We start from the raw sequence: 12912 nt of genomic DNA on the forward strand, positions 1-12912 counted from the left end.
CCGTTCCCCCGCCGGCGCCGGTCCCCACCACCCAGGCGCCCGCCGCGGCTGCTCCGGTCGTCTCCAGCGGCACCGCCGTCCCCACCGGTGACCTGCCCGGCTGGCGGCAGACGCTCTCCGAGGACTTCACCAAGGCCGCGCCGCTGGGCTCGTTCGCATCCACCTACCGCGGCTGGGCCGGGTACGACGGCGGCACCGACACCTCCGGCAACGGCCGGTACAACAGCGCCACCACCACCAGCGTCCACGACGGGCTGCTGGACAAGTACCTCCACAGTGACGGTTCCGGCGCGCAGGTCATGGCCCTGACGCCGCCGATCGCCAGCCAGACCTACGGCCGCTACGCCGTCCGCTTCAAGATGGACCAGGTCCCCGGCTACAAGGTCGCCTGGCTGCTGTGGCCGGCCAGCGACAACTGGACCGACGGGGAGATGGACTTCCCCGAGGGCAGCGTCGGCGGGAAGGCCTCCGGCTTCGCCCACGACACCACCGGCAACCCGTCGAGCAACGCCTGGTCGGTCGACACCGGCACCGCGATGAGCGACTGGCACACCGCGGTCATCGAGTGGGCGCCCGGCAGCCTGACCTACACCATGGACGGCAGGTCGTGGACGACGAACAGCGCCAAGGCGATCCCGACCGACCCCATGCGCTGGGTCCTGCAGACCGAGACCGAGCTCGAGGGCGGCCGCCCGAACGCCAGCAGCGCCGGCCACATCTACATCGACTGGGTCGCCACCTGGGCGCGCAGCTGACCCTGCCCCGCTGACCGCCCCGGGGTCCGGCTCAGTTGCCGGACCCCGAGGCGAGCGCGTTGGCGGCGAACCAGTCGGCGAGGTCGTCCGGCTGGAAGCACGACGGGTCGATGTGGCCGCCCTGGCAGCTGACGGCGCTGATGTCGGCGATGCCCTGCAGCTTCGCCAGGAACGGCTCGGCGTTCTCCGCGTAGACCACCGTGCTGTCCTCGGGGGCGATGTAGAGCCGGATCGGGTCGCCCGCGAACTGCTCGGCGGGGATCTCCAGCGGGTTCTGCGTCCCGGTCGGCAGCTGCCCGCCGTACGCGGCCCGCAGCTCCTCGCCGTACTGGGTGTCCGCGGCGACGGTCGGGTCGACCAGCATCGAGATGCCGGCCAGTCCGGCGAGGTCGGGGATGAGGTCCCCCGCCAGGATCTGCAGCGCGGCCACCCCGCCCATCGACTCGGCGAGCAGGAACGTCTGCGGGGTGTCGTACCGGCTCTTCAGCTCCGCGGCCAGCGCGACGTAGTCGTCCTGCGAGGCCTGGTTGCCCCAGGCGTCGAAGTGCGCGTCGCTGGCCGCCACGACGTACCCGTCGGCCACCAGCCGGTCCGTCACCCGCTTCTGGTCGGACCCCTCGGTCAGCGAGTCGTGGGTCTCCCCGTGCCCGTGCACGTAGAGAACCAGCCCCGTGGGGCTGTCGCCGGGCGGTACGACGGCGACCGCGGACTGGCCGCCGACCTCCAGTTCCACGACCTGCGGCTCGTCGGCGGTGTCCGGGTCGGGGGTCGAGTCCGAGGTCCCGCAGCCGACCAGGAGTGCGAGCGCGGCCAGCGAACCGGCGAGGGCCCGCACCGGCCGCCGGGGAGCGGGCCGCCGAGGTCCGTCCGGCCACGCGCCCACGCCGGTTCGGTCACTGTCCGCGAGGGTCTGCATGACCTCAGGGTAAGCGCGCTGGTCCGGAGCCCCCGTCAGCACGGCAGGATCACCCCATCGGGGGTCCGCAGGCGTGGCGTCTCCGACAGCCACACCGGGCCGACAGGTCCAGCCGATACCTTGGCTGTGCGTGGCCGGACCAGACGGCCCCCGGCACCCTGGAGCACACCCCCTCGTGAGGATCTTGACCCAGGCCTTCACCCTCGAGCGGGTCGGCGGCATCGAGGTGAACACCCTCGAGGTGTCCCGGGCCCTGGCCGCTCGCGGCCACGACGTGCACGTGGTGCACGGGCCGGCACTCCTGGGCCCCGGGACGCCGAACATGCGCGCGGACTTCGAGTCCGCCGGCATCACGCTGCACGGCCCGCAACCGATGCTCTCGCCGAGCCCCGTCACCGCGCTGCCCATCCTCGGCACCGCCTGGCCCACCGCGTCGCTGGCCGCCCGGCTGCGCCCGGACGTCGTCTGGCTGCAGCGCTTCGAGCACATCGTGTGGGGGCAGCTGTCCGCCCGCCGCTCCGGCGCCCCGCTGGTCACGCACCTGCACCACGCGCTGACCAGCCGCCGGATCACGCCGGTCATCGCCCGCGGGGTCGACCAGTTCATCGCGGTGTCGGACTTCATGCGCCGGCACTGGATCGGTGACGGCCTGGACCCCGACCGGGTCACCGTCGTGCACAACGCCGTCCCCGCCGAGCAGTACCCGGTCGGCGGCGACGCGGAGCTCGCGCAGGCCCGGCAGCAGCTCGGGCTGCCGCAGGACTCGCGGATCGCGCTGTTCTACGGGCGGCTGGAGGCGGCCAAGGGGCTGACCCTGGCGCTCGATGCCTGGCAGCTCGCCGGCGACCAGCTGGCCGGCGCCCACCTGGTGCTGGCCGGGGACTTCCCGCCCGGTGAGGAGGACGCCCTGCGCCGCCGGGTGACCGACCTGGTCGCGGCCGGCCGGGCCACCGTGCTCCCGCCGCAGCGTGACGTCGTCCCGCTGCTGCACGCCGCCGATCTGGTGCTCTTCCCCAGCCAGCTGCCCGAGTCCTTCGGCCGCGTCGCGCTGGAGGGGCTGATGTCCGGCCGCCCGGTGCTGGCCACCGCCGTGGGCGGGGTGCCGGAGATCCTCTCCGGCCCGCTGGCGGACCTGCTGGTCCCCCGCACCGACGTCCAGGCGTTCTCCACCCGGCTGGTCCAGCTGCTCGACTGGCGGCGGGACACCCCGGACCTCGGCGCCCGGTGCGCCGCCGAGGCGACGGCCCGCTTCGGCTGGTCCGCGCACGTCGACCGGATCGAGCAGCTCCTCGCCGACGCCGGCCGACCGCACCGCTCCACCGCCTGAGCCCCCGCGGGGCCGTCGGTCAGCCGGCGGGAGCGCGCTCGCCGTCCGGCGCCGTGATGCCGGCGGTGTCCCCGGCGCGGGCGATCTTCAGCTGGTGCAGGAACCAGGGCAGGCACAGCACCGCGACGCCGAACCGGCCGAGGTTCCAGGCGGTGTCCTGCGGCAGCAGCGTGCTCAGCGCGCTGACCGCGAGCGCGGCACCCGCGGCGGCCACCAGCTTCCAGGGGATCCGCGGCCACTGGACGTGCTTGGGCAGGGCGAGGCGGTGCATCACCGTCTGCACGACGAAGGCCACCATGGTGGCCGCGGCCCCCCCGGCCAGCCCCCACACCGGCAGCAGGACGACGTTCAGCACGACGTTGACCACGGCGGCGACGATGGCCGCCACTGCCAGGTTGTTGGTGTGCTCCAGGGTGATCAGCGCCCGGGCCGAGGCGTTGCCGATGAGCACCGGGAAGCCGGCGGCCGCGACCAGGAACACCACGATCAGCAGTTCGTCCGGGGCGAAGCTGGCCGGTGCGGCGATCACCAGGGCGAGCGGGGCACCGAGGGTCAGGCCGATGATCACCGGCACCATCAGCCGGATGAGCGCGTCGCGGGAGCGGCCGATCAGCACCCAGCGCGCGGCCTCGTCCCGGACGGCGGCGATCTGCGGCGCCCAGGCCATGCTGGCCATGCCGAGCAGGATGATCGCCACGTTCCCGACGTTGTAGGCGATCTGGTAGCGACCGACCTCCTCGGCGCCCAGCACCCGCTGGATCACCAGCCGGTCACCGGCGTTGAGGACGTAGACCGCCAGCGAGCTGACCATCAGCGGGACGCCGAGCTTCAGCGCGCGGCGCGCGAGCGGGACGTCGGTGATCCCGGACCAGCGCGGGCGGACCAGCACGAAACCGATGACCATCGTGACGACCAGCGCGCCGAGGTAGCCGAACGCGTAGGTCATCGCCGTCCGCCGGTCCAGCAGCACGATCAGCAGCATGCCGACGACCTGGCCACCGACGCCGTACATCACGTTGACCAGGGAGAATGCCTTGAGCCGGTCCTCGCTGAGCAGCATCACCGAGGACAGCACGATGCCCACCGAGGGCGGCGTCCACAGCAGGGTGACCAGCACCAGCGACGAGTTGCCGTCGAAGCCGAGCGTGTCGCTCCACAGCCCGGCGGTGGCGACGGCGACCAGCGTGACCACCGCGCCGATCCCCACGCCGGCCGCGATCAGCGACCGGGCCGCCCGGTCGCTGCCGGTCTCGGCGCGGAGCAGGATCACCGCCTGGTCGAAGCCGAGCACGGCGAGGACCACCAGGACCTGGCTCAGCGCCATCCCCGAGGCGAGCCGGCCGAACTCGTCGGCCGGGAGCAGGTGCGCGAGCACCGGGTAGACGACGACGGCGCTGAGCAGCTGCAGCGACCAGACGGCGACGTAGAGCAGCCCGCGGCCGAACAGCGACTGCCCTTCCGGGGCCGGCGGCGCACCGTCGGGCGGCAGGCTGCCCGAGGACAGGGACCGGTCGGCCGGGTCGGAGGCGACCGCGGGGTCGTGCGCGTCGTCGGACGGCCGCGGACCCCGGGCGTTCCCCTGGCTGGTCCCGCCGGCCCGGTGCCGCCCGGTCCCGCCGTGCAGGGCCTCCCGGCCCGCGACCGGCTCGCCTGGCAACTCCACGCGTCTCCCTCCGGCACGGGCACTCGCGCCCGTGTTCGTGTCTCTCCGTGTTCGGGCCCTTGCGGCCCGTTGGACGGACGGCATCGTCCGGGAGCGCCGGCTGCGAGCCAGCGACGGACCGAGAGTATGCGGTCACGGGCGCGTCCGGCGAGGACACGTCCCTTTCGGGTGAGCCACCACGGGGCCGGCACCGGACCGAACGCCCGCCAACTAGGCTACGCAGGGTGACGAGACCGGCAGTCGAGCCCCGGAGGCGCCTCGCCCCGCCGGCCGACCGGTCGGACGGCGACGTGCGCGTGCGCTGCGTCGACCTCGTCGTCCCTCCTGCCGAGGTCGCGGCCGCCCGCCGGCTCCTCTCCCCTGCCGAGCTCTGCTACGCCGACCGGGGCTCACCGAGCGTCCGCGACCGGCGGGTGCTGCTCCGCGCGGCCCTCCGGTCCCTCGCCGGGCACGTGCTCGATCTCTCCCCCGCTGCCGTCCCGCTCGCGGCCCCACCCGGACGCCCCCGGCTGCTCCTCCCCACCGTGGACCTCAGCTGCTCGGCCAGCGCCGGTGTCGGGGTGGTGGCGGTCGCCTACGGTGTGCGGGTCGGCGTCGACGTCGAGCGGGTCGCCGGCGCGACCCTCGCCGAGGTGGCCGAGGAGGCCTGGCTGGCCCCGGTCGAGCTGGCTGCCCTGGCGGCGCTGCCCGTGCTCCAGCAGGCTGAGGCGCTCACCAGGTGCTGGACGCAGAAGGAGGCCGTGTTGAAGGGCCTCGGCGTCGGTCTCCACGGGGACCCGCGCACCGTGCTCACCCCCGTGCCGCACCGCGGTCACGGGTCGATCAGCGACTGGCAGCTGACGCCGGTCGCCGTCCCCGCCGGGTGGGTGGCGAGCCTCGCCGTCCGCCCGGCCGCTGCCGTGCCGCAGCTGCTGTCCCGAGGAACGAGGTACCGATGACCCGCGTGACCCTGTCCACCGACGCCGTGCAGCGGCCGGCCGGCACCCAGCTGGCCGACTTCCGCACCTCGGTGGCCGACCTGACCGATCGCGACCTGACCGCCGCGACGGCCCTGCACGCCTGGTCGGTCGAGTCGTCCCGGGACTTCTGGCGGGGTCTCCTGCGCTGGTCCGAGCTGGCCTGGGAGGGCTCGGCGGACGTGGTGTGCACCAGCGACGACGTCGAGAGCGCGGTGTTCTTCCCCGGCGTCCGGCTGAACTACGCCGAGAACCTGCTCCGCCCGCTGCCCCGCGTCGACGACGACGCCGTCTGCCTGACCTCGGTGCACGGTGATGGCGGCCGCCGGAGCTGGACCCGGCGCCGGCTCCGCGACGACGTGGCCGGTGCCGCCGCGGTGCTCGCCGCCTCGGGGCTCGCGGCCGGCGGCCGCGCCGTCGTCGTGGCGCCGAACAACGGCAACGCCGTCGTCGCCGCGCTCGCCACCGCCGCGCTCGGCGCCGCGGTGGCCTCGGCGATGCCGGACATGGGGCCGGCCGCCCTGCTCGGCCGGTTCACCCAGGTCGAGCCGACCCTGCTGCTGCTCGACCGCGGCGGGCGCCCGGGCTGGGCCGGGGACGCCGGCGACGTCCTGCACGAGCTGCTCGCCGAGCTGCCGTCGGTGGGCACCGTGCTCGTGCTCGACGACGAGCCGTTGCCGTCGGCCGGGAGCCGGTCGGTGAGCCGGCTGGCCGACCGGGTCGCCGCGCTGCCCGCCGGGGCACCGCGCCCGGAGTGGCCGCGGCAGCCGTTCAACGACCCGCTGTTCGTGATGTTCTCCTCCGGCACGACCGGGCCGCCCAAGGCGATGGTGCACGGCATCGGCGGCACCCTGCTCGAGCACGTCAAGGAGCACCGGCTGCACGGCGACCTGCGCCCGGACGACCGGCTGTACTTCCACACCACGACCGCCTGGATGATGTGGAACTGGCAGCTGTCGGCGCTCGCCGTCGGCGCGTCGATCGTGCTGTTCGACGGGGTGGTGCAGGGCCCGCAGACGCTGTGGGAGCTGGCCGCCGAGGAGCAGGTGACCGTGTTCGGCACCAGCCCCGCGCACCTGCAGCTGTGCCAGGACGCCGGCTACCGCCCCGCCGACGCGGTCTGCCTGCCCTCCCTGCGCGCGGTGCTGTCCACCGGTGCGGTGCTGCACGACTGGCAGTTCGACTGGTTCGCCGACGCGGTCGGCCCGCAGCCGCTGCAGTCGATCAGCGGCGGCACCGACATCATCGGCTGCTTCGTGCTCGGCCACCCCGAGCTGCCGGTGGTCCGCGGGCGCAGCCAGTCGCTCGGCCTCGGCCTGGACGTCGCCGTGCTGGACGACGCCGGCGACCCGGTCCTCGGCGAGCCCGGGGAACTGGTCTGCCGCCGCCCCTTCCCGTCCCGGCCGGTGCGCTTCCTGCGGGACGCCGACGGCACCCGGCTGCACCGCGCCTACTTCGCCCAGCACCCGGGCGTCTGGACCCACGGGGACGTCGCCGACCTCGCCCCCGACGGCACCCTCCGCGTGCACGGGCGCTCCGACGGCGTGCTCAACATCGACGGCATCCGGATCGGCCCGGCCGAGATCTACCAGGTGCTGCGCGGGCTGCCGGAGATCGAGCAGTCCGTCGCCGTCGAGCAGCGGCACCCCACCCAGCGCGGCGCCACCCGGCTCGTGCTGCTGGTGAAGCTGCTCGCCGGCGCCGTCCTCGACGGGGAGCTGGAGACCCGGATCCGCAGCACGCTGCGGCAGCAGGCCGGCTCGGCGCACGTGCCCGCGCTGGTCCTCGCCGTCCCCGAGGTGCCGCTGACCCACAGCGGCAAGACCTCGGAGAGCGCGGTCCGGGACACCGTCAACGGCGACCCGGTGGCGAACACCGCGGCCCTGCGCAACCCCGGCTCGCTGGCCGGCATCACCGCCGCGCTGGAGGCTGCCGTGCGAGCCGCGGCGGTCGAGCCGCTGCCCGCCGACGACGAGGTGCTGGCGACCGTCGGGCACCTGTGGCACGAGCTCGGGGTCGACCCGCACGACGGCATCGACGACTTCTTCGACCTGGGCGGCACCTCACGGCAGTCGATGACCCTGCTGCGCCGGGTCCAGCTGGAGCTGGGCGCGGACGTCCCGGTCGAGCAGTTCCTGGCCGACCCCACCATCCCGGGCGTCGCCGCGGCGGTCCGCCGCGGGAGCGGGCAGCGCAGCACGGTCGTCCAGCTGGCGCCCGGCGACCCGACCGGGGTGCCGCTGTTCTTCGTGCACGACGCCTGGGGCGACGTGGAGGTCTACCGGCCGCTCGCCGAGCAGGTGACCGGAACCGGCCCGGTGCACGGCGTCCGGGCCGACCTGCTGCACGCCGACGGGACGACGAAGTCGGTGCACGAGCTGGCCGTCGAGGCCCTCGCGGTCGTGCGGACCACCGCGCAGGACGCGCCGCTGCACCTGGCCGGCTTCTCCTTCGGTGGCTTGGTCGCCTTCGAGATGGCCCGGCTCAGCGCCGCCGAGGGACGCCCGGTGGAGTTCCTCGGCCTGCTGGACACCCTGCCGCCGCTGGCCGCGATGCGGCCGGTGGAGAAGATGGCGCACCAGCTGGCCGGCCAGCTGAGCGCGGTCGTGCCCGGGCTGGCCGACCGACCGCTGCGCGAGGTGCTGCAGCAGCGGTTCCGGCCGGACTCCAAGCCGGCGGACCGGCAGGTGCTGGACCGCTCGGGCGCGGTCTTCGCCGAGCACCGGCTGGCGCCCTACGCCGGCCCGGTCACCTACTTCCGGGCCCGGTTGCGGGTGCCGGTCGCCGGGAACGTGCTCACCGTCTGGCGCCGGGCCGCGCCGGACCTGACCGTGGAGCCGGCCGCCGGGTCGCACCACGACCTGCTGGCCGCCCGCTACGTCGGCGAGCTGGGCAGCCGGCTGTCGGCGGCCGTGCGGCGCGCCACCTCCTGAGACGACCCCGGCCGGCCGCTGGTCAGCGGCCGGCCGGGGTCGGTCAGGTGTGCACGGCGCGCCCCGGCCGGAGCCAGGGCGCGCCGGCGATCAGGCGGTCCAGGCCTGCAGCTCGGCGAGCCCGACGTTCCGGGTCGTTCCGCTCACCGTGGTGAGCGTGACCCGCAGCGTCGACGTGGACCGGGCGGTGAAGGTGACGGTGACCGGGCCACCGGCGTTGTCCAGCACCGGGACGGTGACCGTGGACCCGTTGGAGAAGGTGATCGTCGCCGCGGTCACCTGGTCGTCCAGGTTCGGCCGGTCGTAGAGCACGACCCGGCCGAGGGTCACCGGCGAGCTCCAGGCCAGCTGGATCCAGCTGCCCGCGACCCCACCGACGGTCGCCCACTCGGCGGCCGGGTTGCCCGGGTACCCACCGATGACGTTGTCGATGGCCTTGGTGGCCGGCTGGCCGCCGTTGGTGTTCTGCGACGACGCCGTCACCGTGGCGGTGCGCGCCTGGTTCACCGCGGCGGCCGGCGGCGTGGTGGTCGGTGCCGTCGTCGTCGTCGGCGCCGTGGTGGTGGGTACCGTCGTCGTCGGTGCCGTGGTGGTGGGTGCCGTCGTCGTCGGCGCCGTGGTGGTCGGTGCCGTCGTCGTGGGCGCCGTGGTGGTCGGCGCGGTGGTGGTCGGCGCGGTGGTGGTCGGCGCGGTGGTGGTCGGCGCCGTCGTCGTCGGGGTCGTCGTCGTCGGGGTCGTCGAGCCGCCGCCGTAGGCCTGGAGCTCGGCCAGCCCGACGTTGCTGGTCGACGCGCTGACCCCGGTGATGGTCAGCCGCACGCTGGTCGTCGACCGGGACGGGAAGGTCACCGTGACCCCGGCGCCGGCGTTGCTGAGGGTCGGCACCGCGACCGTCGTGCCGTTGGAGAACGTCAGCGTCCCCGCGGTCACCTGGTCGGAGGTGTTGGGCCGGTCGTAGAGCACGACCCGGTCGACCGTCTGCGCCGACGGCCAGGTCAGCTGGACCCAGCTGCCGGCCTTGCCGCCCTGGGTGGCCCACTCGGCGGTGACGACACCCGGGTAGCCGTCGATCACGCCGTCCTTGACCTTGGCCGCCGTCTGCCCGTCGTTCGGGTTCTCCGAGGACGCCGTGGCGGTCGAGCTGGTGGCCAGGTTCGGGGTGGTCGGCGCAGTGGTGGTGGGCGGGGTCGTCGGTGCCGTGGTGGTCGGTGCCGTGGTGGTCGGCGCCGTCGTCGTCGGCGGGGTGGTCGGGTTGGACGGGCCGGAGCCGGCGGTCCAGGCCTGCAGCTCGGCGAGGCCGACGTTGCTGGTGCTGGCGCTCACCGAGGTGACGGTGACCCGCAGCGTGGTGGTGGTTCGGGGGGAGAACGTCACGGTGGTCGCGCCGCCGGCGTTGTCCAGCGTCGGGACCGTCACCGAGGTGCCGTCGGAGAACGACACGGTGGCGGCGGTGACCTGGTCGGAGGTGTTCGGCCGGTCGTACAGCACGACCGAGCCCAGCTGGACCGGCTCCAGCCAGTTCAGCTGCAGCCAGCTGCCCGCCCTGCCTGCCTGGGTCGCCCACTCACGGCTGGCGACCCCCGGGTAGCCGTCGACGACGCCGTCGATGGCCTTGGCCGCCGTCTGCCCGTCGTTGGCGTTCTGCGAGGAGGCGGTGGCCGTCGCGGTCAGCGCGGCGTTGCCGGTCTGACCGGGGTCGGTCGGGTGCAGCTCGCTGGACAGGTGCTGGCGCGGCAGCCAGGTGCCCTCGGGCCGCGCGTTGCAGGCGGCCAGGCTCTGGCACATCTGCGAGTCGTACGGGGCGTAGGCCAGGAAGGCGTTCTGCTTGTTCGTCAGGTCCGCGCCGGAGACGTTGGCCGGCAGGTCCGACCCGGGGTAGCCCAGGTAGCCGATGACCGGGATCGACGGGGCGGCGGCGTTCTTTGCAGCGACCGCGAAGCGGGCCACCGTGTAGTGGTCGCTGTGGTCGCCGTCGCCGTAGGCGCCGCGCTCGTCCAGCGTCCGGACCGTCGCCGCGCCCGAGGTCGTGATCAGGCTGCCGAGAGTGTTGATGAGCTGCGTGCGGGTGTAGTCCTGCACCGGGGCGTCGACGGTGCGCAGCGAGGCGATCGAGTTCGAGTAGAGGTCCTGCAGGCTGGTGTAGCCCGACGCGCCCGTGCCGCTGCCGTCGAGGTTGCCGTCGGGCAGCCGGAGGAAGTACAGCGCCAGGCTCGGCTTGCCGGCCAGCGTGGACTTGGTGACGCTCTTGCCCGCGACGGTGACCGTCGACGTCGTCCAGGTGCTGGCCGTGTTGGCCATGTTGGCGTAGGCCCTCCGGACGCCCTCCTCCCGGTTGCGCGAGTAGCCCGTGCCGCTGCCGGCGTCACCGGAGGTCACGTAGACGGTGCTCACGCACCCGGTCGACTGCACGTTCTGCAGGGTCGCGGGGTTGATGAAGAACAGGTCGTCGTCCGGGTGGGCGATGATGTTGAGCGAGCACCCCGCAGCCGCGGAGGCGGGTGCGGCCGAGAGGCCCACCGCCGCCAGGGTCGCCACGACGGTCGCCGCGAGCAGTGCGCCCGCCGTCCGTCCGGCTCCGGACACGCGCCCGCCGAGGCAGCCCAGCGGGCCCTCCCACCGCGTGCGCCCCCGACGTGCCGATGCTGCCCTGCTCACCCATTGCCTCCAACTGCTCACGATCGACCATTCTCCGGCCGCAACGCACCGTAGTCACCGACCACACCAAAAGCCCAGGCCCACGGATCGTTCAGGACTGAGACACCGCTCAGACACCGCCTGACACGGCGTGTCCGCAACTGACAGTTACAACTACGGAGCGGCGCGTCCGATCACGGAAGGTGCTCGACGTGCCGAGCGGCGGGCGCGCAGGTACAGCACCGGCCCGGCGGCGAGCCCCAGCAGTTCCCGCCTCGCTGCCCCCGGCGGCGCTGCCGCCGTGCTGCCGAGCCGCTCCGCCGTCTCCTCGGAGATGGCCCGGCGACGGCGCAGCCCGGGCAGCACGCGACGCACGACCTCCGACCGCGTGTCCCGCTGCACGAGGCACTTGGTCAGGTAGGCGGAGAGCCCGGTGCCGTAGCCGTAGAGCTGGTCCAGCAGCGCGTCGTTGTCGGCCCGGTGGTGGTGCCACACGATGGCCGCCGGCTCGTAGACCAGCGCCCGGCCGGCCCGGAGCACCCGGACGAAGATGTCCAGGTCCTCGCCACCCCGGGTCCGGGTGCCGGCTCCCAGCGCCTCGTCGAAGCCGCCGAGGTCCAGCAGCAGCTGCCGGTCGAAGGCGATGTTGGCGCCGGTGCCGAAGAGGCCGGGCGCGTAGGGGTACAGCGGGTCGTCCGGACCGCTGCCCTGCAGGTCGAACAGCTGCGGCTCGACGCGGGTCGACCACAGCGAGGTCCGCGCGTCGAAGTACTCCTCCGCCGGGCTGGAGATCGACGCCGTGCAGACCAGACCGGTGACGCAGCCGACGTCGGGCCGGCGGGCGAAGCCCCGGAGGACGCCCTGCACCCAGCCCGGGTCCACCGCGACGTCGTCGTCGGTGTAGGCCAACACCGTGCCGCGCGCCTCGGCGAGCCCCTTGTTCCGGGCGGCGGACAGCCCGGGCCGCGGCTCGCGCACGTAGCGGAACCGGGGGTCCTGCTGCTGCGCGGCCTCGACGACGCGCTGGGTGGCGTCGTCCGGCGGCGCGTTGTCGACGATGACGAGCTCCAGCCGGGGGTACGTCAGCTGCCGGAGCCGGTCCAGGCACCCGGCGAGCTGGTCGGCCCGATCGCGGGTGCAGACCACCACCGACACCAGGACGTCGGAATCCACCCGGTTCGGGCAGCCCTCCCCCGCCGCGGGCAGCGGACCGCCGTCGTCCACGAGGTGCTCCTGCGCCAGGTGGGCGGTGACGGCGGCACCGAACCGGGTGCGGGCGTCGGAGGCCACCGCGGCGGCGTCCACGCCGGCGGTGCCGGCCGGCACCGTGACGTAGCCGAGCGGCTCACCGTGCAGCCGGACCAGCACCCGGGCGTGCGCCTCGCCACCGAAGGGGCTCACCCCGCGCAGCTCCGGGCCGCCGGACAGCTCGAGCTCACCGCACCAGGTCGCCTCGACGGCTCCCGGGCCGGGCAGCGACGTCCCGGCCATCACCAGATGTACACGTAGAAGCGCGCCACGGTGGCCCCGAGGACGGCGAGCACGACGAGGGCGAGGGCCACGTGCAGCAGCCGCCACCGGATCCGCCGCCCCCTGCGGCGCCGGGGCCGGTCGTGCCGGTCGCGACCGGCGGTGACCAGCTGGTCGGCCACCTCGAGCCCGGCGGCGAGCACCAGGGCGACCCCGAACAGGGCCAGCCCCAGCCAGCCGGCGAGTGCGTCGAGCATG

Annotated in this window: 9 protein-coding genes; 4 read left to right on the forward strand and 5 right to left on the reverse strand. The window is 74.5% G+C overall.

What is annotated here, in order from left to right:
• The coding region (locus FHL80_RS17730) for a glycoside hydrolase family 16 protein (RefSeq protein WP_138734699.1) at nucleotides 1–755 on the forward strand (755 nt) is incomplete at its 5' end.
• 31 nt (nucleotides 756–786) lie between these two features.
• Here the strand turns inward: FHL80_RS17730 and FHL80_RS17735 are convergent.
• Nucleotides 787–1671 (reverse strand): alpha/beta hydrolase, encoded by an 885-nt coding sequence (locus tag FHL80_RS17735; protein ID WP_138734700.1) that lies wholly within the window; start codon nucleotides 1669–1671, stop codon nucleotides 787–789.
• Nucleotides 1672–1846: 175 nt separating this feature from the next.
• On the opposite strand from FHL80_RS17735, the gene FHL80_RS17740 reads away from it, so the two are divergent.
• Nucleotides 1847–2998: a glycosyltransferase family 4 protein gene (locus FHL80_RS17740; protein WP_216870832.1), complete on the forward strand. Its 1152-nt coding sequence runs from the start codon at nucleotides 1847–1849 to the stop codon at nucleotides 2996–2998.
• A gap of 19 nt (nucleotides 2999–3017) precedes the next feature.
• On the opposite strand, the gene FHL80_RS17745 is transcribed toward FHL80_RS17740, so the two are convergent.
• On the reverse strand, nucleotides 3018–4661 hold the full coding sequence (locus FHL80_RS17745; protein ID WP_216870833.1) for a lipopolysaccharide biosynthesis protein: 1644 nt from the start codon (nucleotides 4659–4661) through the stop codon (nucleotides 3018–3020).
• A gap of 224 nt (nucleotides 4662–4885) precedes the next feature.
• Between FHL80_RS17745 and FHL80_RS17750 the strand changes: the two genes are divergently transcribed.
• Entirely contained in the window at nucleotides 4886–5599 is a 714-nt protein-coding gene (locus FHL80_RS17750) for a 4'-phosphopantetheinyl transferase family protein (RefSeq protein WP_138734703.1), read from the forward strand.
• Complete coding sequence (locus FHL80_RS17755; protein WP_138734704.1) at nucleotides 5596–8550, forward strand: acetoacetate--CoA ligase; 2955 nt, start codon at nucleotides 5596–5598, stop codon at nucleotides 8548–8550. The genes FHL80_RS17750 and FHL80_RS17755 overlap by 4 nt, the downstream gene beginning before the upstream one ends.
• 90 nt (nucleotides 8551–8640) lie before the next feature.
• Here the strand turns inward: FHL80_RS17755 and FHL80_RS17760 are convergent, their stop codons facing one another.
• From FHL80_RS17760 to FHL80_RS17770, 3 genes are all read right to left on the reverse strand, one after another.
• A complete protein-coding gene (locus FHL80_RS17760) occupies nucleotides 8641–11133 on the reverse strand; it encodes a DUF7402 domain-containing protein (protein WP_138734705.1) in 2493 nt (830 codons plus the stop codon).
• A 225-nt stretch (nucleotides 11134–11358) separates the two neighbouring features.
• The gene (locus FHL80_RS17765) at nucleotides 11359–12675 is read right to left on the reverse strand and encodes a glycosyltransferase family 2 protein (RefSeq protein WP_138734706.1); all 1317 of its coding nucleotides are present in this window, start codon (nucleotides 12673–12675) and stop codon (nucleotides 11359–11361) included.
• Nucleotides 12675–12911: a hypothetical protein gene (locus FHL80_RS17770; protein WP_138734707.1), complete on the reverse strand. Its 237-nt coding sequence runs from the start codon at nucleotides 12909–12911 to the stop codon at nucleotides 12675–12677. The genes FHL80_RS17765 and FHL80_RS17770 overlap by 1 nt, the downstream gene beginning before the upstream one ends.
• Between the last annotated feature and the right edge of the window lies 1 nt (nucleotide 12912).

The organism is Modestobacter excelsi (assembly GCF_005930495.1).
Taxonomy (GTDB): domain Bacteria; phylum Actinomycetota; class Actinomycetes; order Mycobacteriales; family Geodermatophilaceae; genus Modestobacter; species Modestobacter excelsi.